Genomic DNA, 25,984 nt, shown 5'->3' with positions numbered 1-25,984 from the left:
GCCATGCAATGAGGAACAACACCATCGGCAAGGACACCGGGCGCAAAACGCCATGGCTCAAGCGCGCCGTCGCCGCGTTCGTCGGCGCCGCGACGCTCGGCACCGTCGCACTCACCGGCGTGCCCGCCGCATACGCCTACGACGGCTCGCTCGACACGGCCGACAACGGCACGTCATGGACCGCCGAGAAGTACGCCGACCGCGCGCTCACCGTCGTGCCCACCGACCAGGGCGTGCTCGCCACGTGGCGACTCTACGCGAACGACGCGGACGGCACCACGTTCACGCTCAAGCGCAACGGCGCGACCGTGTACACCGGCACCACCACCAACTACACCGACAAGGACGGCAAACCCGGCGACACCTACACGCTGAGCGCCTCCGCCGGCCAATACGGCGAGGAGACCGCCACCGCCTGGGCCTCGAAGTCACTCACCCTGAAGCTCGACCCGCCGGCCGATCAGAAGATGCCCGCCGGCCAGACCACTGGCGTCGACCAGATTGCCACGTACACCGCCAACGACATGAGTCCCGCCGACCTCGACGGCGACGGCGTACTCGACCTCGTCGTCAAATGGGATCCGAGCAACTGGCAGGACAACTACTACGCGGGCTTCACCGGCACCACGTTCCTCGACGGCTACACGTTCGACCGTTCCACCGGCGCCACCAAGCGCCTGTGGCGCATCAACCTGGGCGTGAACATCCGCTCCGGCGCGCACTACACGCAGTTCCAGGTGTGGGACTACGACGGCGACGGCAAGGCCGAGGTGCTCGTCAAGACCGCCGACGGCACGTCTACCTACAAGGACGAGGCCGGCAAGCTCGTCGAGACCGGCCACGTGGGCGCCGCCAGCGCCGAGGACCTGCCCACCGACACGGTCGGCGGCGCCGCCAAACACGACTACCGCATGACCGGCAAGGCGTCCGACCCGAAGGACAAGAAGAACGGCAAGATCAACTCCGGCCCGGAGTACCTGACCGCCTTCGCCGGAGACGACGGCCACATCATCGACACCACGCAGTTCGAGCCGAGCCGCGACGACGGCATGTGGCACTGGGGCCCCACCGACGCGAACATCGTCGACCGCTTCCTCGCCGGCACCGCCTACCTGGACGGCGAGAACGGCAGGCCGTACGCCGTGTTCTCGCGCGGCTACTACTTCCGCACCGAGATCGCCACCTACTCGCTCCAAGGCGGCAAGCTCAAGCTCAACTGGCACTTCCGCGCCAACAGGGACACCTCGTCCGGCAAGGACCCGAGCTGGGTGGAGAACCCAGACTTCGCGCAGCAGGGCTTCCACAACCTGTCCATCAACGACGTGGACGGCGACGGCAAGGACGACATCGTCTTCGGCTCCATGACCGTCAAAAGCGACGGCACCGGCCTGGCCAGCTCCAAGCTCGGCCACGGCGACGCCCAGCACATCGGCGACTGGAACGACGACGGCGTGCTCGACACGTGGAACGTGCACGAAGGCAAGCGCGACGCCACGCTCACCAACCCGGCCACCGGCCAGGTGATGTTCCGCCAATCCGTGAGCGGCGACAACGGCCGCGGCATGGCCGCCGACATCGACGCCCGCTACCCCGGCGCCGAACTGTGGAGCGCGATGGACGCCAACACCTACAACGCCGTCACCCCGGCCCCCGCGGACAAGACCGCCTGCACCGCCAAGAGCCCTACGCCGTGCGTCAAGAAGATCTACGACAAGACCAAGCCGGCCAGCGCCAACTTCTCCCTCCACTGGGACGGCGACCTGCTGGACGAGCTGTTCGAATACAGCGGCACGCAGGATCCGTCCATCACCACCGCGCACCAGGACCGCGTCGCCCCGCAGGTCCAGAAGTGGAACCCCGAGACCATGACCACCGATGTGATCTGGGAGGACGCGGCCGCGTCCACCAACAACGGCTCCAAGGGCAACGCGGGCCTGATCGGCGACATCATGGGCGACTGGCGCGACGAGATCATCGTGCGCGACACCAAGGACCCGTCCGTGGTGCGCCTGTACTCGACGGACATCGCCACGCCGTACAGCATCGCCACATCCCTCCAGTCCCGCTCCTACCGTGAGGGCCTCGCCTGGCAGAACACCGCCTACAACCAGCCGGCCCATCGCCAGACCATGCTCTCCGCCGGTGTGACCGCGCCGACCGTCACCGCGAAGAAGAACGGGGCGAACGCCTCCGTCACCTGGACCGCCGCCGCCGACGGCCGCGTCTGGGGCGTCGGCGTGGGTGGCTACCGCGTCTACCGCGCCGTCAAGGGCTCCACCGAGTTCACCGCCGTCGCCGACGTGACCGCCGACAAGCTCGCCTACACCGACACCGGCCTCGACAAGGCCAAGGACTACACGTACCGCGTGGCCGCGCTCATCGCCGGCCAGCCCTACTACGCCAGCTTCGACGCGGACACCGTCGCCTCCACCGACCCGGTCGAGCCGTCCGCCGACAAGACCAAGCTCGACGCGGCGATCGCCGCCTACTCCGACCCGGCCAACCTCAAGGAGAGCGACTACACGCCCGAAAGCTGGAAGCCGTTCGCCGCCAAGCTCGAGGAAGCCAAGGCCGTCTCCGCCGACGCGAACGCCACGCAGGACCAGGTCGACGCCGTCCTCGCCGAACTGTTCGCCGCGAAGAAGGCCCTCGTCAAGGCGACCGTCACGCCGCCCGCGCCCGAGAACAAGGCCCCGGTCGTCACGCTCAACACGGGCGTGGACGCGGCCGTGACCCTCGACTACGGCGCCGATCTCACGCAGCCGTCCGCCGACGACGTCACCGTCACCGACGACACGGACACCGGCCTCAAGGCCGTCGTGACAATCGCCCTCGACGGCAAGGCCGTCGACAAAGTCGACACCACCGTGCCCGGCACGTACACGATCACCTACACGGCCACCGATTCCGGCAACCTCACCGGCAGCGCGACCCGCACCGTGACCGTCGGCGAGAAGCCCACGCCTGAAATCGACACCGCCAAGCTGGAACTCGCCATCGACGAGGCCAAAGCCAAGGCCGCGGCCGGCGAAGGCGCCTACACGGCCGAGACATGGAAGCCGTTCGCCACCGCGCTCACCGAAGCAGAGAAGGTGCTCGCCGCGCCGACCGACCAGGAGGCCGTGGACGCGGCCGCCGAGGAACTCGCCGCGAGAACCGCCGCGCTCAAGGCCAAGCCGGCCATCGAACCGGCCCCGGAACCGGGCGACGGTGACGGCACCGGCGACGGCGGCTCGGCCGGCGACGATGCCGGTGATGCCGGCGATGCCGCGGACGACGCTGCCGGCGACGGCGACGCCGCAGCGGGCAAGCTGTCCGCCACCGGCGCGGGCGTGGCCGGACTCGCCGCCGTCGTCACGCTGATGCTGGCCGCCGCCGGCATCACTCTCACCCTGCGCAGGCGCGGCTGACGCCGCCCGCTCCCGCTCCCGTCGACGCGAATCGGCGGGAGCGGATCGCCCCATCTCCATTCCCGTTCCCATCCCATCAACGACGATCAAGGAAACCCCACCATGCATACCCGCAACCACTGGCGTCCCATCGCCGCGGCCGCATTGTCGCTGACGACCGCCCTCGCCTGCGCCGTCCCCGCCGCCTTCGCAGCCGACACGACCGCACCCGCTCCAGCCGCCACCGCTCCGACCGCACAGACCGCGGCGGCCGCCGACTACGACCCCGCGTATCCGGACAATCATCAGGGCGAGAACACCACCGACTATCTGATGGCGTACTTCGTGACGGCGGCCGACTACAACCTGTGGGAGGAGCAGGTCTACTTCGCGACCAGCCATGACAGCCGCGAATGGACCGACCTGCACAAGGCCACGCTGCCCGTGCTCACCTCCACCGTGGGCTGCGGCGGCATCCGCGACCCGTTCCTGCTGCGCTCGCCCGACGGCTCGAAGTTCTACATCCTCGCCACTGACCAGAACCAGGTGAACAAGGACACCGTCCCCGGGTGCGGATGGAACGTGGACGGCAGTCGGAAGATCATCATCTGGGAGTCCACCGACCTGGTGGACTGGAGCCAGCCGCGCGCCGTGGACGTCGGCTCCAAGATCCCCTCCAGCGAGAAGAAGGAGGGCATGGTATGGGCCTCCGAAGCCGTGTGGGACGAGGAGAACCAGCAGTACTTCGTGTACTGGTCCACCAACTCCGGACCCGACGACCAGTACGGCCGCTCCGACTCGCCGAACCAGTACTACGCCACCACGAAGGACTTCGTGACCTTCTCCGACCCGGTCAAGTGGATCGACCGCCGCGGCTACACGCTCGACTCCACGATGATGAAGGCCGATGACGGCTACTGGTACCGCGTGCACAACGCCGGCATCATCGAACGCACGAAGAACCTGTACGCCACCTCCTTCAAGGAGAAGACCCGCAACGCCGACGACGCCAAGGAATGGAAGTACCTCACGCAGGTGCAGTCCGCGCTCTCGGTGAACAACAAGCAGGTCGAAGGCAACGAGTTCCTCGTCACCAACAAGGACGACATCGACGAACTCGGCTACAGGTACGCCATCGTGGCCGACCAGTTCAAGGAGGAGAAGGGCTTCGGCATCGTGAGGACCAATGACCTCGCCGCCACGACCCCGGCCGCATGGCATCGCGACGACCTCGTCGACTTCCACCAGGACCCGGCCAAGGGCGAGACCATCAAGAAGCACGGCAGCTTCCTCAACATCACCTCCGAGGAATACGACCGCATCCACGCCGCCTTCGACGGCGACAAGTGGCCGGTCACATTCGACTCCGCCGGCGGCTCCGCCGCGGCGATGGAGACGTTCGCCAAGGGGGAGAAGGTCATGAAGCCCGCCGATCCGACCCGCGAGGGCTACACGTTCAAGGGCTGGACGCTCGACGCCGCCGGCACGCAGGCCTTCGATTTCGACCAGGCCGTCGAGAACCCGACCGGGCCGATCAACCTCGTCGCCCAGTGGGAGAAGAGCGAGCAGCCGGTCGACCCGACGCCCGACCCGGACCCGGCTCCGAATCCGGAACCGACGCCCGATCCGGACAAGCCCGGCACGACCGACGGCGACAATCCCGGAGCGACCGATCAAGTCGGGAACGCCGCCGCCAAGCATCCGCGGGCACTGTCCCGCACCGGTGCCGACGTGACCGGAATCACGACAGTCACCATGCTGACGGCTCTCGCCGGTATCGCTCTCACCCTGCGCAAACGCTGCTGACCGCCGGTCATGGAAAGAAGGGAACAATCGATGGGATTCAGGAACAGGGCAATCGCGTTCGGCGTCGCCGCGGCGATGGCCGGCACGCTGTTCGCCGGCGTGCCGGCCGCGACCGCCGCCGAAACGCCGGCATCGTCGGAAACGCCGGCATCGTCCGGAACGGCGTCGCCCGCGGCAGGAACCGCGGACGCGACCGGACGTACCGTCGACTTCGACGCCGGCTGGAAGTTCGTCACAGGCAATCCGTCCGGCGCGCAGAACGACGATTTCGACGATTCCGGCTGGCAGGACGTCGACCTGCCGCACGACTGGCGCATCTATGAGGACTTCACCGGGGTCGGCTCGTCGAAGGCGGCCGCGAAGGCCGCGCGCGGCTACCTGCCGTACGGCACGGTCTGGTACCGCAAGACCTTCAGCTTCACCGACGCGATGAAGGGGCGGCGCATCGTCATCAACTTCGACGGCGTGCAGTCGAGCTCCACGCTGTACGTCAACGGCAAGGCCGTCGGCGTCAAATCCACCGACGGGTACACGCAGCTCGTCGGCTACGGCCCGTTCAGCGAGGACATCACCGACTATCTGGACCAGGACGGCCCGAACGTCGTCGCCGTCAAGGCGGTCGTCAACGAGCCCACCTCACGCTGGTACGAGGGCGGCGGCATCTACCGCGACGTGACGCTCAGCGTCATCGACGACGTGCACGTGGGCCTCTACGGCACCGACATCACGACGCCGATCCCCACCGCCGCGACGTACGGCGACGGCGACGTCACCAACGATTTCAGCTATGACAAGGACACGGTCCTCGCCTATATCGCCGGCGGCAAGGCGCGGCTCGACATCGCCACCGACGTGGACAACGACGGCGGCGAGGACGCCGAGGCCACCGTGACGACGACGATCCTCGACGGCGGCACGCCCGTCGCATCCGTCACCGCCGACCCGGTCACCGTGAAGGCCGGCACGAGCGCCACCGTCAAACAGGCCGCCGACATCGCGAATCCGAAACTGTGGAGCACCGACGCGCCGAACCTGTACACGGCGAAGACCATCGTCGCCGTCGGAGGCAGGACCGTCGACGAAACCGAGACGACGGTGGGCGTGCGCTACCTGACGTTCACCGCGAACGACGGCTTCTACCTCAACGGCCGGTACATGAAGATCAAAGGCATGTGCCTGCACTCCGACCTGGGCGCGCTCGGCATGGCGTTCAACGAACGCGCCGCCGCACGCCAGCTCGAGATCCTCAAGGCGGCGGGCGTCAACGCGATCCGCACCGCGCACAACCCCGCCGCGCGCAAGTTCATCGAACTCGCGAACCGCATGGGCATGATGGTGCTCGAGGAGGTCGGCGAGGAATGGACCGGCCCGAAGATGGGCGGCAAGGGCCTCGGCACCGCCGCGCAGAAGACCGTGACCGGCGACGGCGAATGGGCGGGGAGGATCTGGCTCGAGAAGGAGCTCAAGACCATGGTGGACCGCGACAAGAACGATCCCGCCGTGATCATGTGGTCCATCGGCAACGAGATCACCGCCTCCCAGCTCGGCGAGGTCGCCTCCACGACCGGCCAGTACAAGGACCTCGACGAGAACCTCAACGCGTGGGTCAAGGAGGTCGACGCCACGCGCCCCACCACGATGAACAACTACCGTGAGATGGGCGCCGCGCAGACCGTGCTCGACAACGTGGACGTGGCCGGCTACAGCTACCTCGGCGGCCGCGTGATGAGCGAATGGCACAAGGCGCACCCCGACTGGATCAACCTCGCCTCCGAATCCGGCTCCCACCTGGAGTCTCGCGGCAAGTACTACGACCTCGACGACCCGATCATGGGCGACATCAAGTCCGTACGCGACGACTCCGCGCTGCAGCTGTCCGCCTACGACGCCTACCAGAACGGCAAGGAGGTGGACCTCACCTGGAACCAGGAGCTGACCGCCGACTACTCGCTCGGCGAGTTCAACTGGACCGGATTCGACTACATCGGCGAGCCCACCCCGTACGCGGGCGACTCCGGCACGAACGCGAAAGGCGAGACCATCGCCTCGAAATCCTCGTACTTCGGCATCGTCGACACCGCCGGCCTGCCCAAGGACTCGTACTACCTGTACAAGAGCTTGTGGACCGACCGCGCCACCGATCCGATGGTGCATCTCGTGCCCTCCAGCTGGAACTGGAAGAAGGGGCAGAAGATCGACGTGCAGGCGTACTCCAACGCCAAAAGCGTCGAACTGTTCCTCAACGGCAAGTCGCTCGGCGTGCGCAACTTCGACGAACAGACCACCCGGCTCGGTCTCATCTACCGCACCGCCGCCGACCGCAACACGATCGATGTGGACGACAGCAAGGACCGCAACGATTTCTACCTCACGTGGGACGACGTCGCCTACGAGCCCGGCGAGCTCAAGGCCGTCGCCTACGCGGGGAATGACGCCACGGGCGGCGTGATCGCCGAGGACACGCTCAAGACCGCCGGCAAGGCCGCCGCGTTGAAGCTCACCCCGGACCGCCGCCTCATCGACAACTCCGGATATTCGGGCGACGACCTGTCGTTCATCACCGTCGAAGCCACCGACCTCGACGGCACGCCCGTGCCCGACGCCGACGACACCGTCACCTTCGACGTGAGGAATGGCTATATCGCCGGCGTCGACAACGGCGACGGCGCCAGCCTCGAGAAATGGCAGACCGCCACCGGCGACTACACGACCAGCCATCGCAGCCTGTTCTCCGGCAAGGCGATGCTCATCGTCCGTTCCGACGGCAGCGGCAAGCCGATCGAGGTGAACGCGCAGTCGGACGGCCTCGCCGACGGCACCACCACCGTACGCACCGTGAAGGGCGACGCGAATACCGTCGTCGAAGTGCTCGGCGAACGCCGCGCCACCGACGTCGGCGTCGATCCGGGCGCGAAACTGCCCACCACCGTCACCGCCGTATACGGCGATGGCCATACCGCCCAGCTGCCGGTCACCTGGAACGCAATCGCACCCGCCGACTACGCGAAGACGGGCGTCGTGACCGTGGAAGGCATGGTCGACGGCACCACGATCAAGGCGACACTCACCCTCTCCGTCGGCGACGTCAAACCGGGCGAACCGTCGACGCTCGCCGGCCTCACGGCAGGCCTCGATGGTCTGAAGGCCGACGGTTCCGGCGCATACACGCTCAAGGACGGCGACGACGCCCGCATCACCGTCACCGCGACCGGCAAGAACGGCGAGAAGATCGGCTTCGGCGTGGACTACACCTATGCATGCGACGACGAGACCGTCGTCGACGTGAAGGCGGACGGGGCGAGCGGGACCCTGACCGCGATCGGCAAGGGCACGGCCACCGTCACCGTGACCGGCTCCTATCGTGGGAAGACCGCGACCACCGTCATCACCGTGAACGTCGTCGATTCCGGCCGCGACGTCACCGCCGTCGAACCGGTGAGGACGACGGTCATGGTCGGCGCGGCCAAGGTCACGCTGCCGGACTCGGTCAAGGTGACGTATGCGACCGGACCGGAAGGCACGCGCGCCGTCAGGTGGGATCCGGCCGCCGTGGCCGGACTCGACCTGACGCGCGTCGGCGTCGCCAAGGTGACCGGCGCGGTGGACGGCACGCCGTTGCCCGCCGAGGCCGTCGTGACCGTGCGCGACGTGGCAGCCGTCGAGAACATCGCCGTCGCCACGCCGGTCGGCGCCGTGCCGACGCTGCCCGAAACCGCCGTCGTCTACTACACGGATGGCACGGACGCCGAACAACCGGTCGCCTGGAATCCGATCGACCCCGCATCCGTCGCGAAGCTCGGCTTCGCCGACGCCACCGGCGCCGTCTCCTTCGAGGAGGACGGCGTGACGGTGACGCGCAAGGTGAGGGCGCGCATCCGCGCCGGCGAGGAGAAGACCGGCGAGAACCGCATCCTCTACCAGACCAACGCGTTCCCGCAGGTGAGCTCCACGCCCGCCTCGCCGGCCGAATCGGTGGGGCAGGTCAACGACGGCATCGTCAGCTTCAAACGCAGCAGCGGCAAGAACCGCTGGACCACGTACAAGCTGGACGACGGCGCGACCCCCAAGGACGCGAAGCTGGACTTCATCCTCGGACTCGCCAACGAGACCGCGTACGACTTCAACAGGCTGCGCGTGTACTGGTACAAGTCCGGCATCGACGGCCCCGCAGACACGATCGCCATCACCGAGATCGAGGCGTATGAACGTGATGTGGCCGCCGGCACCTCGACGGCGCTCACCGGGCTCAAGGTCGGGGGAGCGGCGCTCGACGGATTCTCCACCGACAAGACCGACTACACGGTCAAGATCGAAGGAACGGCGATGGACGGGACCGTGGCGGACGGGGAATATCCGGCCGTCGAACCCGAGTACGACGTGGCCGACAACCCCGGCGTCACCGTCGTGCCCGCCTCGACGACCTATCCGACCGCGCGCGTCGTCGTGCGCAGCGAGGACCGGGAGAGTTCCGCCACGTACACGGTCGTGTTCGTCGGGGATGGACAGCCGGACCCGGAGCCCGAACCGACACCGGACCCGGACAGGCCGGGCAACGGTGACGGCGGTGGTTCCGGCGATATCGGCGGTACCGGCAACGTCGGTGGTTCCGGTGACGACGGTGGTGACGGTGACGGCGGTGGTGCCGGCGGCAAGACCGGTGCCGGCGGCAAGACTGGCGGTCTGAGCGCCACCGGTTCGGCGGTCGCGCTCGCCGTCCTGGCGACGGCCGTGTGCGGCGCGGCCGGCGCGGCGCTGACGGCCGGACGCCGGCGCAGGGGACGCCGCAGCTGAGGAATCCGGTCCATGGCCGCCGAATCATGGCGGCCATGGACCTGTCAAGACCATGGACCCGTCAATCAAGGAGGACATCATGTCATTGCCCGTTCCGCCGCGAGACTGCGGCTATGACCACGACCACGCCGTCGCACTGGCGCGCCGCGCAGGCGTGACCGACGCCGAGTTCGCCGAAGCCGCCGATTACGCGCGGCGACTCGACGCGCACCGGGCGTGGGGACTGCCGTTCAACGGCTACTGCAACGCCGCCGGATACGGCTACGTGCAGGAACCGACGTTCGCCGTGGCCCAGGACGGGTGGAACGCCTACGCGGCGTTCGCCGGCCTCTCCCGCGGCGCGCAGACCGCCGTCGTCTACGAGAGCCTCACCGACGCGCACGACGTCGACCATGAGTCCGCCCGCCAGTTCCTCAAACACGAACGTGGCATCATCATCCACGCCAACCAGCCGTACTGACCGGCGGCGGCGATGCGGACGCCGGGCCGCTCGTCCACCGGGTTTTCCACCGTCCCGCACCGCGGGGCGGCCGGGGTTGCCCGGGCCGTGACGCGGGCCTTATGGTGGGCCGCACATGGAGGGCGACGGCGCCTTCCGCAGGACCCTGAAGGGGGAGGACCATGACGATGTGCGATGTAGTGACGGTGGACGGGTGCGAGCGCGGCGATCCGGGATTCTCGACGATTCCGACCGACAAGGTGGTGTCCCTGTTCCGGGAGAACGACCTGGTGACGTACGGGGACGCGCGACGCGAGTTCTTCATCCAGCTGAATCTGAACCCGTTCCGTACGCGTTCGCGCTCCTTCCACGAGCATGTGGAGGACGCGTTCGCCCAATGGTTCGCGTTCGACTACCATCTTGACGTCTCCGGGCTGACGCCGTTCGTCGTGGCCGCCGCGCGCGAAAGCGAGGACGGCGGCGACGTGAAGGAGCGCGGTTACCAGGACCTGTGCGAGACGGCGGTCTCGAACTTCGCCTCGTGGTTCTGGGTGCACGCCGCCAACGCCGCCGACGGCGTCGTGACGGTGGAGGACCTGGCGCGCGGCGGCATGATCGAGATCCATGACCGTGCGGCGGCCGGCCGGTTCGACGGCGCGGCCGGCGGTTCGATCATCGGGCGCGTCGCCCAGGTGCGCGGCGTGTGGCGCATGCCGTGGACGCCGTTGTATGAGGCGCATACGCCGAACGACGACACGTTCCGCGTGCATGTGGCGGCCTCGCTACATGAGTGGGAGCCGGGGTACGTCGACTACGCGCGCATGCTGTTCGGCCGGGACCGTCGACTCAAGATCGATTGGGAGGAGATGGCGCGTGCGGGCGCGCCGCGGGTGCGTCGTTAGCCGGCGGATGCCGGTGCTGGCTCGCCGGAACGCACAGGGCCGTGGGGCGGACGACTTCCGGCCCACGGCCCTTCGGTGTTGTCTGTGCGGACGCCCCGTTGCGTCGCATCGGTGAAGCGGTGCGGATCAGTACTTGTTGGCGCCGGTGCCGACGAAGTTCACCTTGAAGCCGCGCTGGTAGTGCAGGAACATGCTGGCACCGTAGCGGTCGACCGGACGGTGGGTGAACAGCATGCGGATTGCGAACGCGGTCTGCACATCCTCCGGCAGCGCGAGGAACGCCTTGTGGGCGTCCCAGTAGGGCTCACGCACGATGGCGGCATCCGGCACATAGGCGTAGCCGTAGCCGTCGTCGTTCACGTAGCCCATGAACGGCAGGTCCCACGCGTTGTAGCGGGTGAGCTTGGCCTTGTACTCCTCGACCTCGGCGATGGCCTCGTCGCTGACGCCGAACGACTTGGCGACCTTGTTGGCCTCGGCGGTCTTCTCCTCCGGGGTCTTGTCGAACATGTCGAAGTTGACGGTGATTTCCTTGGCTTGCTCTGCCATGTCTGCTCCCTTCCACCGTGAATCGAACAATATTGATGTTCGATTCAGTGGTGAGAAAATGTACGGTTTTACTGTAACGTTTGTCTGTTGTTGGGGATGCCCTTGCGAACATCTGCGATATAGGTTAGCACGTTGTGAGCGCTAAACATATTGAAAATGCGTGATTTTTGACCTTGTTAACGCGAGCTTTACCTGAGTGCGCGGTATTGTGCGGCTCCTTCGCTTTGTGTGCGAATGACTACGTAATCTATCATCTACAATGGTAGATTTTTCATTGAAACGAACATTGATGTTCGTTTTGGCTGGGTGCTCCGGCGTGTTGCGCGACGGTGCGCCGCGCGCCGTCCTCGCCGCCGGTACAATCGTGTGGGTCGCCCCCGTAGCTCAGTCGGTTAGAGCAGCACCCTTATAAGGTGTTTGTCCTGGGTTCAAGTCCCAGCGGGGGCACTGTCCGTTCGTCGGCCCCCTCGTCAGAGGGGACCGGGCTCAGCGTGTCCTGGGTGTCGGCGGTGGGGACTATCATCCACTAGGTTCCGGTTCACGCCAGCCATAGGGGCATGGCGACCCGGGTCACCTGAATTCCTTAGGAGACATCATGAAGCAGGGTATCCATCCCGATTACCATGCCGTCGAGGTCCTGTGCTCGTGCGGCAACACCTTCGTCACCCGTTCCACCTACAAGGGCGACCACATGACGGTCGACGTGTGCTCGAAGTGCCACCCCTTCTACACCGGCAAGCAGAAGATCCTCGACACCGGTGGCCGCGTCGCCCGCTTCGAGCGTCGCTACGGCAAGAAGACCAAGTAGCATACTTGACGCCAGTCCCGCGAGACGGGTCGGCGCGCTTCGGCGTACCGTCCCGTCGTCCATCGCAGGACTGGCGTTTTTGTATGCCCGCGCACCGCGAAACCGAACACCATACCAATCCCAAGGAAGACAGCGACCATGGCAGACGAACAGTTCCCCGCGGCGGCGACCGCGCTGGAGGAATACCAGAACATCGAACAGGAGATGGCCAGCCCCGAGGTGGTGACGAACCCGGACAAGATGCGCAAGCTGGGCCGTCGTCACGCCGAACTCGGCGCGATCGTCTCCGCATACAAGACCTACCTCTCCCTGCGCGATGACCTCGAGGCCGCCCGCGAGATGGCCGGCGAGGACCCCGACTTCGCGGCCGAGGCGAAGCGGCTCGAAGCCGAGCTGCCCGCCGCCGAGGAGAAGCTCCGCACCGCGCTCATCCCGCGCGACCCGGACGACGCGCGCGACGTGATCATGGAGATCAAGGCCGGCACCGGCGGCGAGGAGGCCGCGCTGTTCGCCGGCGACCTGCTGCGCATGTACACCCGATACGCGGAGAAGCGCGGCTGGACCGTCACCATCCAGTCGGAGAACGGCACCGAGCTCGGCGGCGTCAAGGACGTGCAGGTCGCGATCCGCGCCAAGGGCACGCCTGCTCCGGAGGAGGGCGTGTGGGCGTCCCTCAAGTACGAGGGCGGCGTGCACCGCGTGCAGCGCATCCCCGTCACCGAATCGCAGGGCCGCATCCAGACGTCCGCGGCCGGCGTGCTCGTCTTCCCGGAGGCCGACGAGGACGACGACGAGATCGAGATCGATCCGAAGGACCTCAAGATCGACATCTTCATGAGCTCCGGCCCCGGCGGCCAGTCCGTGAACACCACGTACTCCGCGGTGCGTATGACCCACCTGCCCACCGGCATCACCGTGAACATGCAGGACGAGAAGTCGCAGATCCAGAACCGCGCCGCCGCGCTGCGCGTGCTCAAGAGCCGCCTGCTCGCCATGAAGCACGAGCAGGAGGCCGCTGAGGCCGCCGACATGCGTCACTCTCAGGTGCGTTCCCTCGATCGTTCCGAGCGCATCCGCACGTACAACTTCCCGGAGAACCGCATCGTCGACCATCGCACCAACTACAAGGCGTACAACCTCGACGCCGTGCTCGACGGCGACCTGCAGGCCGTGATCGACTCCGACATCCAGGCCGACGAGGCCGAGCGTCTCGCCAACCAGAAGTGATGATGGACATCGACGATATGATCCGCGCCGCGGCTGCGCGGCTGCGCGAGGCGGGCGTCGACACGCCCGAGCATGACGCGAAGCTCCTGCTCGCCGAGGCGGCGGGCGTTCAGCTGCGCGACGTCGACAAGGCGCTGCTCATGGGCGATCCGCTCGACGCCATCGGTGATGCCGCCGACGACGCGGACGGCTTCGACGCCGTCGCCTCCCGCTTCGACGCGATGGTCGCGCGCCGCGCCAAGCGTGAGCCGCTGCAGCATATCACCGGCCATGCGCCGTTCCGCTATCTCGATCTGAAGGTCGGCCCGGGCGTGTTCATCCCGCGGCCGGAGACCGAGACCGTCGTGCAGGCGGGACTCGACTGGATCACGCGCAACGGGCTGTACCATCCGATCGTCGTCGACCTGTGCGCCGGCTCGGGCGCGATCGGCCTCGCCGTCGCGACTGAGGTGCCCGGCGCCGAGGTGTGGGCCGTCGAGAAGTCGCCGGAAGCCTACGCGTGGACGGAACGCAACCGCGACCTCGTCGCGCGCGCGAACCCGACCGCCGGCTACAACTACCATCTCGAACTGGGCGACGCGACCAGCGCGCTCACCCTCCCGCAGCTCGACGGGCGCGTCGACGCCGTCATCACGAACCCGCCGTACGTGCCGCTCGACCAGATCCCCGAACAGCCCGAGGTGCGCGACCATGATCCCGCGCTCGCGCTGTACGGCGGCTCGGCGGACGGCGCGCTCATCCCCGAGCGGATCGTGCTGCGCGCCTCGCACCTGCTGCGTGCCGGCGGCGTGCTCGTCATGGAGCATGACGTGACGCAGGGGGAGCGGCTCGTCGCCTACGCGCGCGCGAACGGCTTCGTCTCCGCGCGCACCGAGAACGACTGGACCGGCCGCCCCCGCTTCCTCTTCGCCGAGAGATAGGATTTCGGCCCCCTCTGCTGAGGGGGCTCCCGGCGTAGCCGGGTGGGGGAGAGACAGCCGGCGCGTAACGATTCCGGTATCTCTCCCTCCGTCAGCCTGACGGCTGACACCTCCCTCGTCAGAGGGAGGCTGATATGTCCGGGATGCGGAAGATGACCGCATCCCGGACGTGAATGTGACTCGTCTCACAATAAGAAACGGCACTGCGGCCGGTACGGGCGTACCTGTATAACAGTCGGCGGCAAGCATCGTGAGAGAAGAGACACGGGTGCCGTACGCATGGCCACAAGCCGTGCGGGCCGCACACCGCCAGGATGTCCCGCGCGCACATCATGCGCGTCACCGCACGAGCCGGCGATCCCGGAAGGACCGGGTGGAGGCTTGTGGCCGCGATGCGTAATTCACGAAGAAGAAAGAAGGCAGAACAGTCATGTTCTCCAAGAAGATGATCGCGGCCGGCGCGGCCGCCGTCATGGCCATGTCCCTCGCCGGATGCTCCGGCGGCAGCATGGACGACTCCTCCAGCTCCAGCTCCGCGGCTTCGGGCGACACCATCACCATCGGCTCCGTGACCACCAACTCCGGCACCGCCGCCGCGTACGGCGAGGCCGAGCTCAAGGGCTTCGAGCTGGCCGTCTCCGAGATCAACGCCAAGGGCGGCATCAATGGCAAGAAGGTCAAGCTGGAGTCCCTCGACGACAAGGGCGACGCCACCGAGGCGTCCAACGCCTACAACAAGCTCGCCGCCGACGGCAACGTGCTCGCCGTGGCCGGCCCGACCATCTCCTCCACCACCGCCGCCGTCGCGCCGCTGGCCGACCAGACCAAGCTGGTCACCATCGCCCCGGCCGCCACCGCCGACTCCATCGAGACCGGCAACTACCTGTTCCGCACCTGCTTCAAGGACTCCTACCAGGGTGAGGTGGCCGCCCGCTTCGCCGCCGAGAACCTGAAGGTCAAGAAGGTCGCCGTGCTCTACGGCACCGGCGATCCGTACTCCTCCGGCGTGGGCGAGGCCTTCGCCAAGGCCGCCGAGAAGCTCGGCATGCAGGTGGTCGACAAGGAGAGCTCCTCCTCCGCCGACGACACCGAGTACTCCGCCCAGCTGCAGAAGATCCAGGCTTCCGGCGCCGAGCTGCTGTACGCCCCGTACTACTACTCCGTGGCCGGCCCGTACATCATCCCGCAGGCCCGCTCCGTCGGCTTCGAGGGCTACGTGATGGGCCCCGACGGCTACGACGGCCTCAAGCTCACCGGCGACAAGTCCCAGTACGACAAGACCTTCTACACCACCCACTACTCGGCCGACGACACCTCCAACACCAAGGTGCAGGACTTCATCAAGTCCTACAAGGCCAAGAACAACGCCGATCCGAACACCTTCGCCGCCCTCGGCTACGACACGATCTACATGATCAAGCAGGCCGTCGAGAAGGCCGGCAAGAACGCCACCCGCGAGGACGTGCGCAACGCCGTCGCCGGCATGAGCTTCGAAGGCGTCACCGGCAAGTTCACGATGGACAAGTCCGGCTCGCCGACCAAGTCCGTGATCGTGCTCGAGCTCAAGGACGGCAAGCCCGTCTACAACACCACCGTCCAGCCCAAGTGAGCCACGCTCCAGTGAGTTCCGCCCACCAGGGTCGCGGCGTGTGACGCGACGCAAACGAGGAGAGCGGCCGGTTTCGCCGGCCCTCTCCGTTTTTGCGTTTTTCCGATCGATTTCTTTGTCGATTACCCGTTACCTGTTTCCGTTTTCGATTTTCGATTCATCCATCCATAACCATCCGTTCATGACGTCCCTGATTCGTGGGGACGTCCACGACTACCAGAAAGAAAGGGGGAGCGATGACCGATCAGATCATCATGTTCATCAGCCAGCTGTTCAGCGGTCTCAAGATCGGCAGCGTCTACGCGCTCGTGGCGCTCGGCTACACCATGGTCTACGGCATCATCCGACTGATCAACTTCGCCCACGGCGATTTCATCATGGTCGGCGCCTACGTGCTGATGCTCACCATTCCCGCCATCGTCGCCATGGGCCTGCCCGCCTGGGTGGCGATCGTCCCGGCCGTCCTCGTGTGCGTGGCCGTCGGCATCATCGTCGAGAAGGCCGCCTACAAGCCGGTGCGTGAGAAGGGCAATTCGATGACCGCCCTCATCACCGCCATCGCCATGTCGCTGCTGCTGGAGAACGGCGCCCAGGCCATCTTCGGCGCCGACTTCCAGACCGTCCCGACGATCTTCCACCTGCCGTCCATCGCATTCGGCAAGCTCAAGCTGCCCGGCGACACGCTCCTGACGATCGTGCTCGGCCTGGTCATCATGGTCGGCCTGCAGCTGTTCGTCAAGTTCACCAAGCAGGGCAAGGCCATGCGCGCCGTCTCCGAGGACAAGGAGGCCGCCGTGCTCATGGGCATCAACGTGAACTCCACGATCGCCCTCACCTTCGCGATCGGCTCCGGCCTCGCCGCCGTCGCCTCGCTCATGTACTGCGCCGCCTACCCGCAGGTCTCCCCGATGATGGGCGCCATGCTCGGCCTCAAGGCGTTCGTCGCCGCCGTGCTCGGCGGCATCGGCTCGATCCCGGGCGCCATGATCGGCGGCATCGCCATCGGCCTCGTCGAGAGCCTCACCAAGGCGTACATCGGCACGATCACCGGCGGCGTCATCACCTCGGCGTTCTCCGACGCCATCGTGTTCGCCATCCTGATCGTCGTGCTGCTGGTCAAGCCGTCCGGCATCATGGGCAAGAACGAGGGAGAGAAGGTCTGATATGAAGAAGTCCATGCTTTCCACGAGGCAGTCGTACCTCGTCTGCTTCCTCGGCATCCTCGCCTCGTTCGGCGTCGTCATGGCGCTGTGCGAGTCCGGCATCGCCAACTCCTACATCAAGGGCATCATGATGACCGCCTGCATCGCCATCATCATGACCACCTCGCTGAACCTCACGATCGGCGTGCTCGGCCAGCTGACGCTCGGCTGCTGTGGCTTCGAGGCGATCGGCGCGTACGTGGCGGCCCTCGCCTCCAAGTACATGGTCGCCAACGGCATGCTCGCCGACCCGACGCTGCGCTTCCTCGTCACCACGCTGCTCGGCGGCATCGTGGCCTGCGTGTTCGGCATCCTCATCGGCATCCCGGCGCTGCGCCTGCATGGCGACTACCTCGCCATCATCACGCTCGGCTTCGGCGAGATCATCCGCGTGGTCATCCAGAACCTCAAGGTGGCCGGCGGCATGGGCCTCGACAAGGGCGCGGCCGGCCAGGCGCTCATCGGCATCGAGCGCACCGCCAACCTGTACATCGTGTTCTGGATCATGATCATCACCGTCGTGGTGCTGTTCATGTTCGGCCGCTCCCGTTACGGCCGCGCCGTCAAGGCCATCCGCGACGACGAGATCGCCGCCGGCGCCTCCGGCCTCAACACCACGTACCTCAAGGTGCTCGTCTTCGCGATCTCCGCGTTCTTCGCCGGCATCGCGGGCGGCATCTTCGCCCAGTACATCGGCTCGCTCAACCCGACGATGGCCGGCTGGCTCAACTCCATCAACTACGTGATCATGGTCGTCTTCGGCGGCATGGGCTCGATCACCGGCTCGATTGTCTCCGCGGTCGGTCTGACGATCCTGCCGGAGCTGCTGCGCGCGTTCGCCGACTACCGCATGCTCGCGTACTCGGTGGTGCTCGTGCTCGTCATGATCTTCCGCCCGCAGGGCATCTTCGGCTCCTGGGAGTTCTCGCTGCCGCGCCTCGTGAACCGCCTGCTGTTCCGCAACCCGAAGGCCGAGGCCGAGGAGAAGGCGGAAGCCGCCGGGAAGGCCGCGACCGGAACCGCCGCGACCGCCGCAACCGCCACGGACACGAAGGAGGCGTGAGATGACCGACGCGAAGAACAACGGACAGCCCATCCTCAAGGCCGAGCATCTCGGCATCACCTTCGGCGGCCTCAAGGCCGTCTCCGACTTCAACATGACGATCCGCAAGGGCGAGCTCATCGGCCTGATCGGCCCGAACGGCGCCGGCAAGACCACCGTGTTCAACCTGCTGACCGGCGTGTACAAGCCAACGGAAGGCGACTTCTGGCTCGACGGGCAGCACATGAACGGCAAGAAGACCTATCAGGTCGTGCGCGCCGGCATCGCCCGCACCTTCCAGAACATCCGCCTGTTCAAGCAGCTCACGGTCGAACAGAACGTGCTCGTCGCCTTCGACGAATCGTTCAGCTACCGTCTGGGCGGCGCCATCTTCCGCACCCCGCGCTTCTGGAAGCAGGAGAACGAGATGCACGCCAAGGCGATGGACCTGCTGAAGATCTTCGACCTCGACGGCCTCGCCTCCACGCAGGCCGCGAACCTGCCGTACGGCCAGCAGCGCAAGCTCGAGATTGCGCGCGCCCTCGCCACCGGCATGAAGCTGCTGCTCCTCGACGAGCCGGCCGCCGGCATGAACCCGACCGAGACCGAGGACCTGCTGCGCTGCATCAACACGATCCGCGACCGCTTCGGCATCGCGATCCTGCTCATCGAGCACGACATGAGCCTCGTGATGAGCGTGTGCCAGCGCATCCAGGTGCTCGACTACGGCCGCACGATCGCCTCCGGCACCCCGGAGGAGATCGCGAACAACCCGCAGGTCATCTCCGCCTACCTGGGCGCCGACGACTCCGACGACGCCGAAGGCGACTCCACCGACCACGCGACGCCCGAACCGAGCATCGCCAAGACCATGCAGGAAGGGGCACGCTGATGCTGGAAATCAAGGATCTGTGCGTCTCCTACGGCGCGATCGAGGCGGTCAAGGGCATCAGCCTGACCGTGAACGACGGCGAGATCGTCTCGCTGATCGGCGCGAACGGCGCCGGCAAGACCACGACGCTGCACACGATCACCGGCCTCGTGCCGGCGAAGTCCGGCTCGATCGTCTACGACGGCCACGACCTGCTCAAGACGCATGCGAACAAGATCGTGACCCTCGGCATGGCGCACGTGCCGGAAGGCCGCCACGTGTTCACCCGCATGACCGTGCAGGAGAACCTGGAGATGGGTGCGTTCAGCCTCAAGGACCAGTCCGGCATGGCCAAGGACCTCGAGATGGTGTTCGACTACTTCCCGCGCCTGAAGGAGCGTCGCCGCCAGCTGGCCGGCACGCTCTCCGGCGGCGAGCAGCAGATGGTCGCCATGGGCCGCGCCCTGATGAGCCATCCGAAGACCATCCTCATGGACGAACCGTCGATGGGTCTGTCGCCGCTGCTCGTCAAGGAGATTTTCAACATCATCGTGGCGCTGCGCGAGAAGGGCATCACCGTGCTCCTCGTCGAGCAGAACGCGAAGATGGCCCTGTCCATCGCCGACCGCGCCTACGTGCTCGAGACGGGCCGCATCACGATGGAGGGCAAGGCCTCCGACCTCCTCCACGACGAAAAGGTCCGCAAGGCCTACCTCGGCGCGTGAGCGCTCGGTAGCGCCGAAAGACGACGTGGCCCCCTCCGTCAATCGCGGAGGGGGCCACGTCGTCTCACGCCCGGCAGTAGTCCTGGTACACGCTGGCGTCCTTGTCGGTGATCGTCTTGATCACGCGGGCCGGGTTGCCGACGGCGACCGAGTTCGCGGGGATGTCCTTGGTGACGACCGCACCGGCGCCGATCACGCAGCCGTCGCCGATCGTCACGCCGCCGAGCACGGTCACGTTGCCGCCGAACCAGCAGTTCGAGCCGATCCGAATCGGCTCGCCGTATTCGTAGTCGTAGCTGGAGCCGTCCTCGCGCGTGCGCACGTTGCGGTCCTGCCAGCGAAGCGGGTGCATCGGCGGCAGCAGGGAGACGTTCGGGCCGAACAGCACGTCGTCGCCGATCGTGACCGGCGCGCAGTCGAGCACGGTGAAGTTGAAGTTCGCGAACACGCGGTCGCCGATTCGTGTGTGGCAACCGTAGTCGAAGAAGACGGGGCCCATCACGTCGAGGTTCGCGCCGTGGCCGGGCAGCAGTTCGTCGAGGATCGCGGCGCGCGTCGCGTCGTCGTGGCGGGAGGTCGCGTTGAAGCGGGTGCACAGGTCGCCGGCCTTGCGGCGCAGTTCGTCGAGTTCCGGGTCGGAGGCATCGTACAGTCTGCCGTCGAGCATCTCCTCGCGTTCGGAGCGGCGCGGCGTCGGCAGTTCGACGGGCGGGACCGCGAAGACGGGGGAGTCGGATGCGGCGGATGTCGCGGAATCGTTGGAAACGTTGTCATCGGTGGTGACGTCGGTCATGATGCTCCTTTGCGTTACGGATGTCGCGTGGTTGCGATTCAGCTTAGATGTACGACCGTACATAACGGGTCATATGTGGCGGTCGAGGTGCGATGGTGCAATGATGGATTGTGTCAGACAGGTTTCAGGAGGCGTTCGATGAGTGAGATTCGTGCGATCGACGACGATGCGCTGCGCGAGGCGGCGGCCATCGTGAAGGACGGCGGACTGGTGGTCATCCCCACGGACACGGTGTACGGGATCGCCGGCGATCCGCGTTCGACCCGTGCCATCGACCGCATCTACGAGCTCAAGCGCCGTCCGCGCTTCAAGGCCCTGCAGGTGCTGCTCGCCGGCACCGACCAGCTCGACGAGATCGGCCTCGACCTGCCCGCCCCGCTCAACCGTCTGTCCGCTCGTTTCCTGCCCGGCGCGTTCTCGCCGATCGCCGTCGCGCGCGAAGGCTGCACGCTGAAGACCGTCGCCAAGGACGGCACGCAGGGCATCCGCGTGCCGAACTCGGCGCTCACGCTGCGCATCCTCAAGGCCACCGGCCCGCTCGCCGCGTCCAGCGCGAACCTGTCCGGCGACGAAAGCGCGCAGAGCGTGCACGAGGCCGTCGAGGCGTTCGGCGACGCCGTCGCCCTGTATCTCGACGGCGGTTCGACGCCCGGCCACGTCTCCAGCACCGTCGTCGCCGCCGATCCGCACGAGCGCGACGGCATCGCCATCCTGCGCGAGGGCGTGATCGGCCAGTCCGAGATCCGCGCCGCGCTGCACGTCAACGGGGGAGGACTCGGCGCATGAGGATCTACCTGTTCATCGCCGCCATCGCCGGCGGCGCCACGTACCTGCTCACCCCGCTGATCCGCCATGTGGCGATCGAGATCGGCGCGGTCGGCGAGGTGCGCGCCCGCGATGTCCACACGATCCCGACGCCGCGCATGGGCGGCCTCGGCATGATGCTCGGCTTCGCCGTCGCCATGCTGTTCGCCAGCCACATCAGCTTCATCCAGGGCCTGTTCCAGGGCAGCCACCTGCCGTGGGTCGTGCTCGCCGGCGCGGTCATGATCTGCCTGCTCGGCATGGCCGACGACCTGTGGGACCTCGACTGGATGCTCAAACTCGCCGGTCAGCTGCTCATCTCCGTGTTCGTCGCGTGGGGCGGCCTGCAGATCATCTCCCTGCCGCTCGGCTCGCTCGTCACCGCCTCGCCGAGCCTGTCGATGGCGATCACCGCGTTCCTCATCGTCGCGTCGATCAACGCGGTCAACTTCGTCGACGGCCTCGACGGTCTCGCCTCCGGCATCGTCGCGATCGGCGGCATCGCGTTCGCGATCTACTCGTACATCCTCGCGCGCACGTCGCCCTCCTACGCCTCGATGGCGACGCTCATCGACGTGGCGCTCGTCGGCATCTGCGTCGGATTCATCCTGCACAACTGGCATCCGGCGAAGCTGTTCATGGGCGATTCCGGTTCGATGCTGCTCGGCTATCTCATCACCTGCGCGTCGATCGTGATGACCGGCCGCATCGACCCGGCCTCCGTGCACACGAGCATGTACCTGCCCGTGTTCATGCCGATCCTGCTGCCGATCCTCGTGCTGTTCCTGCCCGTGCTCGACATGTGTCTGGCGATCGTGCGCAGGCTCGCGAAGGGGCAGTCGCCGATGCACCCCGACCGCATGCACCTGCACCACCGCATGCTGCGCATCGGGCACAGCGTGCGCGGCGCCGTCGCGATCCTGTGGTCGTGGGCCGCGCTCATCTCGTTCGGCTCGCTGATGATCCTGTTCTTCAAGGCGTGGCACGTGTTCATCGGCATGGCGGTCGTGGGCGCGGTGCTCGCCGTCGCCACGATGTACCCGTACCTGAAACGCCGCCTGCCGGAGATCATGGAGGAGAACGCGCGCGACGCGGTCGCCAGGGCCGAGCACGCCTCCGGGCGCATCGCCATCGGCGACCCGGACGAGGACGGGGAATCCGGCAAGTGAGGCGTCCCCACGCCTCGCCGGGCCTCCGCCCACTTTGCCTACGGCGTGGCGGAACGCCCGCATAACGCAGGATTGTGTATTACGTCACCCCACGTTCTTATAGTGGACGCATGGCTACAAACCCCGATATGAACGCGCAGTCCGCGTACGCTCCGCTCCCTCCGATCTTCGCCAAGCTCGGCCTCGCCTATGACGATGTCCTGCTGCTGCCGAACGAGACGGACGTCATTCCCTCCGAGGTGGACACCACCACCCATCTGACCCGCAAGATTACGATGAAGGCCCCGGTCCTCTCCGCCGCCATGGACACCGTGACCGAGTCCGAGATGGCCATCGCCATGGCCCGCAACGGCGGCATCGGCGTGCTGCACCGCAACCTCTCCATCGACGACCAGGCCGCCCAGGTCGACGTCGTCAAGCGCTCCGAGTCCGGCATGATCACCGACCCGCTGACCGTCAACCCGGACGTCACCCTCGCCGACCTCGACAAGCTGTGCGGCAAGTTCCACATCTCCGGCCTGCCGGTCGTCGACAAGGACAACAAGCTCGTCGGCATCATCACCAACCGCGACATGCGCTTCATCGCGTCCGAGGACTACGACCACCTCAAGGTCAAGGACGTCATGACCCGCGAGAACCTCATCACCGGCCCGTCCAACATCTCCAAGGAGGACGCGCACGACCTGCTCGCCAAGCACAAGGTCGAGAAGCTGCCGCTCGTCGACGCCGAAGGCCACCTGACCGGCCTGATCACCGTGAAGGACTTCGTCAAGACCGAGCAGTACCCGGACGCCACCAAGGACGAGCAGGGCCGCCTGCGCGTCGCCGCCGGCGTCGGCTTCCTCGGCGACGCCTGGCAGCGCGCCTCCGCCCTGATGGAGGCCGGCGTCGACGTGCTCGTCGTCGACACCGCGAACGGCGAGGCCCGTCTCGCCCTCGACATGATCTCCCGCCTCAAGCATGATTCCGCCTTCGACGGCGTGCAGATCATCGGCGGCAACGTCGGCACCCGTTCCGGCGCGCAGGCGATGATCGACGCCGGCGCCGACGCTGTCAAGGTCGGTATCGGACCGGGCTCCATCTGCACCACGCGCGTGGTCGCCGGCGTCGGCGTCCCGCAGCTCACCGCCGTGTACGAGGCCGCCCAGGCCTGCCGTGCGGCCGGCGTGCCCTGCATCGCCGACGGCGGCATCCACTACTCCGGCGACATCGCCAAGGCCCTCGTGGCCGGCGCGTCCTCCGTGATGCTCGGCGGCACCCTCGCCGGCTGCGAGGAGGCCCCGGGCGAGAAGGTGCTCCTGCACGGCAAGCAGTACAAGCTGTACCGCGGCATGGGCTCCCTCGGCGCGATGGCCCCGCGCGGCAAGAAGTCCTACTCCAAGGACCGCTACTTCCAGGCCGACGTCACCTCCAACGACAAGGTCGTGCCGGAGGGCGTCGAGGGCGAGGTCCCGTACCGCGGACCGCTCAACGCCGTGCTCTACCAGATGCTCGGCGGCCTGCACCAGTCGATGTTCTACATCGGCGCCCACAACATCGGCGAGATGGCCGAGAAGGGCCGCTTCATCCGCATCACCGACGCCGGCCTGCGCGAGTCGCACCCGCACGACATCGTGATGACGGCCGAGGCGCCGAACTACTCCGGCTTCCACGCCAACTGATCGGCGCGTTCAGTCGGGTAGCGTATAACGCATGACGTGGGGTCCCACCGTTTCGGGTGGGACCCCACGTCGCGTTTCGGGGGAGCGGCGTCGTCGCGCCGTCCATGCGTCGTCGCGTCACGCGCGACGGCCGCGCGCTCACGCCGTGAGCCGCGCCGTGGTCGCGCGCATGAGCAGCGACGTCGGCGCCACCGTGTGCGCCTCGTCCGGCTCGTCGCCGCGCATGAGCGCGAGCGCCTTGCCGGCGGCGGCGCGTCCCAGCTGCACCGGATTCTGGCGCACGGTGGTCAGGTCGACGACGTCGCCGACGTTGTCGCCGTCGAAGCCGACGAGCGACACCTCCTCGGGGATGCGCCAGCCGAGCCGTCGCAGCTCCTTGAGCAGCAGGACCGCGCACCGGTCGTTCTCGACGCAGATGCCGGTGGGACGGCTCATCGCGCCGACGAGCTGCGCGGCGATGCCGGAGATCGCGGCCGTCTCGCCGCCGATCGACTCCTGCGCCTCCTCGTCGCCGTCGTCACCGAGACGGGAGAGCGAGGGGATCGTGAGGATGTGCTCCTCGTCGTAGCCCTGCTGTTCGGCGGCGTCGAGGAATCCGTCCATGCGCACCGAGTCGCTGCACGTGAACGGCGAGGGCTGCACCGGCTGCTCGACGTAGGCGATGGATTCGTGGCCGAGGGAGCGCAGCAGCCGCACGACGGCGTGCATGGCCGCGTCGTCGTCGATGCGGATGGACGCGTCGAAGCCTTCGGTGGAGGGCACGTTGATGCCGACCATCGGGATGGTGAGCGTGTCGAGGAACTCGCGCTGGCGCTCGTCGAGGATGAACGAGGTGATGATGACCGCGTCGAAGTTCTGCGTGCCGGGCAGCGTGTGGAAGAAGCGGTTGAGGTCGGCCTCCTCCCACATCACGTAGGGGACCACGTCGTAGCCTTCGGTCGACAGCACCTCGTACACGCCTTCGAAGGTGTTCGAGTTGAACCAGCTGTTGATCTCGTTGGGCAGCAGCACGGCCACGCGCATCGACTTGCCGCTCGCCAGCGACGAGGCGGTCTTCGAGAAGGTGAAGCGGAGCTTCTCGGCGGCGGCCTCGACGCGGGCGCGCGTGTCCGGATTGACCTTGTCGAGGCCTCTGAGCGCGCGTGACACGGTGGATACGGAGACGCCCGCCTCCTTCGCCACGTCCGCGATCGTCGTCCTCGCCGTCTGTTGGCCGGGCATAGCCGTCCCTCCTTGTCGTGTGATCGTCCGTATCGTCGGGCGTCGTCGGCCATCCC

Annotated in this window: 19 protein-coding genes and 1 tRNA gene; 17 read left to right on the top strand and 3 right to left on the bottom strand. The window is 67.0% G+C overall.

The window, feature by feature from the left end:
- The first annotated feature begins 8 nt into the window (after positions 1-8).
- The 5 genes from AC1AYX_RS05250 (at position 9) to AC1AYX_RS05230 (ending at position 11,327) form a co-directional block, all read left to right on the top strand.
- Entirely contained in the window at positions 9-3,410 is a 3,402-nt protein-coding gene (locus AC1AYX_RS05250) for a rhamnogalacturonan lyase family protein (protein ID WP_476502515.1), read from the top strand.
- Between the two features lie 102 nt (positions 3,411-3,512).
- Positions 3,513-5,195 carry an InlB B-repeat-containing protein gene (locus AC1AYX_RS05245; RefSeq protein ID WP_476502514.1) on the top strand — a complete coding sequence of 561 codons (1,683 nt, stop codon included), beginning with the start codon at positions 3,513-3,515 and terminating at the stop codon, positions 5,193-5,195.
- A gap of 30 nt (positions 5,196-5,225) precedes the next feature.
- Positions 5,226-9,986: an Ig-like domain-containing protein gene (locus AC1AYX_RS05240; protein WP_476502513.1), complete on the top strand. Its 4,761-nt coding sequence runs from the start codon at positions 5,226-5,228 to the stop codon at positions 9,984-9,986.
- A gap of 79 nt (positions 9,987-10,065) precedes the next feature.
- Positions 10,066-10,446, top strand: coding sequence for a glycerophosphodiester phosphodiesterase (locus AC1AYX_RS05235; RefSeq protein ID WP_476502512.1), 381 nt, complete (start codon positions 10,066-10,068; stop codon positions 10,444-10,446).
- 161 nt (positions 10,447-10,607) lie between these two features.
- Positions 10,608-11,327: a hypothetical protein gene (locus AC1AYX_RS05230; RefSeq protein WP_476502511.1), complete on the top strand. Its 720-nt coding sequence runs from the start codon at positions 10,608-10,610 to the stop codon at positions 11,325-11,327.
- Positions 11,328-11,453: 126 nt separating this feature from the next.
- Here AC1AYX_RS05230 and AC1AYX_RS05225 read toward each other — a convergent pair whose 3' ends face one another.
- Entirely contained in the window at positions 11,454-11,876 is a 423-nt protein-coding gene (locus AC1AYX_RS05225) for a glycerophosphodiester phosphodiesterase (protein WP_476502510.1), read from the bottom strand.
- Positions 11,877-12,249: 373 nt separating this feature from the next.
- Here AC1AYX_RS05225 and AC1AYX_RS05220 point away from each other — a divergent pair.
- The 9 genes from AC1AYX_RS05220 to AC1AYX_RS05180 all read left to right on the top strand — a co-directional run bounded on the left by AC1AYX_RS05220 (position 12,250) and on the right by AC1AYX_RS05180 (position 20,280).
- Positions 12,250-12,323, top strand: a tRNA-Ile gene (locus tag AC1AYX_RS05220).
- Between the two features lie 148 nt (positions 12,324-12,471).
- The gene (gene rpmE / locus AC1AYX_RS05215) at positions 12,472-12,684 is read left to right on the top strand and encodes a 50S ribosomal protein L31 (RefSeq protein ID WP_151917191.1); all 213 of its coding nucleotides are present in this window, start codon (positions 12,472-12,474) and stop codon (positions 12,682-12,684) included.
- 138 nt (positions 12,685-12,822) lie between these two features.
- Positions 12,823-13,911 (top strand): peptide chain release factor 1, encoded by a 1,089-nt coding sequence (prfA, locus tag AC1AYX_RS05210; RefSeq protein ID WP_476502509.1) that lies wholly within the window; start codon positions 12,823-12,825, stop codon positions 13,909-13,911.
- 2 nt (positions 13,912-13,913) lie between these two features.
- A complete protein-coding gene (gene prmC / locus AC1AYX_RS05205) occupies positions 13,914-14,831 on the top strand; it encodes a peptide chain release factor N(5)-glutamine methyltransferase (RefSeq protein WP_476502539.1) in 918 nt (305 codons plus the stop codon).
- Between the two features lie 430 nt (positions 14,832-15,261).
- A complete protein-coding gene (locus AC1AYX_RS05200; protein ID WP_476502508.1) occupies positions 15,262-16,440 on the top strand; it encodes an ABC transporter substrate-binding protein in 1,179 nt (392 codons plus the stop codon).
- A gap of 236 nt (positions 16,441-16,676) precedes the next feature.
- A complete protein-coding gene (locus AC1AYX_RS05195; RefSeq protein WP_476502507.1) occupies positions 16,677-17,603 on the top strand; it encodes a branched-chain amino acid ABC transporter permease in 927 nt (308 codons plus the stop codon).
- A 1-nt stretch (position 17,604) separates the two neighbouring features.
- Positions 17,605-18,705 carry a branched-chain amino acid ABC transporter permease gene (locus AC1AYX_RS05190; RefSeq protein ID WP_476502506.1) on the top strand — a complete coding sequence of 367 codons (1,101 nt, stop codon included), beginning with the start codon at positions 17,605-17,607 and terminating at the stop codon, positions 18,703-18,705.
- 1 nt (position 18,706) lies between these two features.
- Complete coding sequence (locus tag AC1AYX_RS05185; RefSeq protein WP_476502505.1) at positions 18,707-19,576, top strand: ABC transporter ATP-binding protein; 870 nt, start codon at positions 18,707-18,709, stop codon at positions 19,574-19,576.
- Complete coding sequence (locus tag AC1AYX_RS05180; RefSeq protein WP_476502504.1) at positions 19,576-20,280, top strand: ABC transporter ATP-binding protein; 705 nt, start codon at positions 19,576-19,578, stop codon at positions 20,278-20,280. Before AC1AYX_RS05185 ends, AC1AYX_RS05180 begins: the two co-directional genes overlap by 1 nt.
- A 64-nt stretch (positions 20,281-20,344) precedes the next feature.
- Here the strand turns inward: AC1AYX_RS05180 and AC1AYX_RS05175 are convergent, their stop codons facing one another.
- On the bottom strand, positions 20,345-20,947 hold the full coding sequence (locus AC1AYX_RS05175; RefSeq protein WP_476502538.1) for a sugar O-acetyltransferase: 603 nt from the start codon (positions 20,945-20,947) through the stop codon (positions 20,345-20,347).
- 264 nt (positions 20,948-21,211) lie between these two features.
- On the opposite strand from AC1AYX_RS05175, the gene AC1AYX_RS05170 reads away from it, so the two are divergent.
- The 3 genes from AC1AYX_RS05170 to guaB all read left to right on the top strand — a co-directional run bounded on the left by AC1AYX_RS05170 (position 21,212) and on the right by guaB (position 24,707).
- Positions 21,212-21,859 carry an L-threonylcarbamoyladenylate synthase gene (locus AC1AYX_RS05170; protein ID WP_476502503.1) on the top strand — a complete coding sequence of 216 codons (648 nt, stop codon included), beginning with the start codon at positions 21,212-21,214 and terminating at the stop codon, positions 21,857-21,859.
- A complete protein-coding gene (locus AC1AYX_RS05165; protein ID WP_476502502.1) occupies positions 21,856-23,046 on the top strand; it encodes an MraY family glycosyltransferase in 1,191 nt (396 codons plus the stop codon). The genes AC1AYX_RS05170 and AC1AYX_RS05165 overlap by 4 nt, the downstream gene beginning before the upstream one ends.
- Before the next feature lie 110 nt (positions 23,047-23,156).
- Entirely contained in the window at positions 23,157-24,707 is a 1,551-nt protein-coding gene (gene guaB / locus AC1AYX_RS05160) for an IMP dehydrogenase (RefSeq protein WP_476502501.1), read from the top strand.
- Positions 24,708-24,845: 138 nt separating this feature from the next.
- Here guaB and AC1AYX_RS05155 read toward each other — a convergent pair whose 3' ends face one another.
- A complete protein-coding gene (locus AC1AYX_RS05155; RefSeq protein ID WP_476502500.1) occupies positions 24,846-25,928 on the bottom strand; it encodes a LacI family DNA-binding transcriptional regulator in 1,083 nt (360 codons plus the stop codon).
- Between the last annotated feature and the right edge of the window lie 56 nt (positions 25,929-25,984).

The organism is Bifidobacterium sp. LH_419 (assembly GCF_056356955.1).
This window is presented reverse-complemented; position numbering and strand designations above follow the sequence as displayed.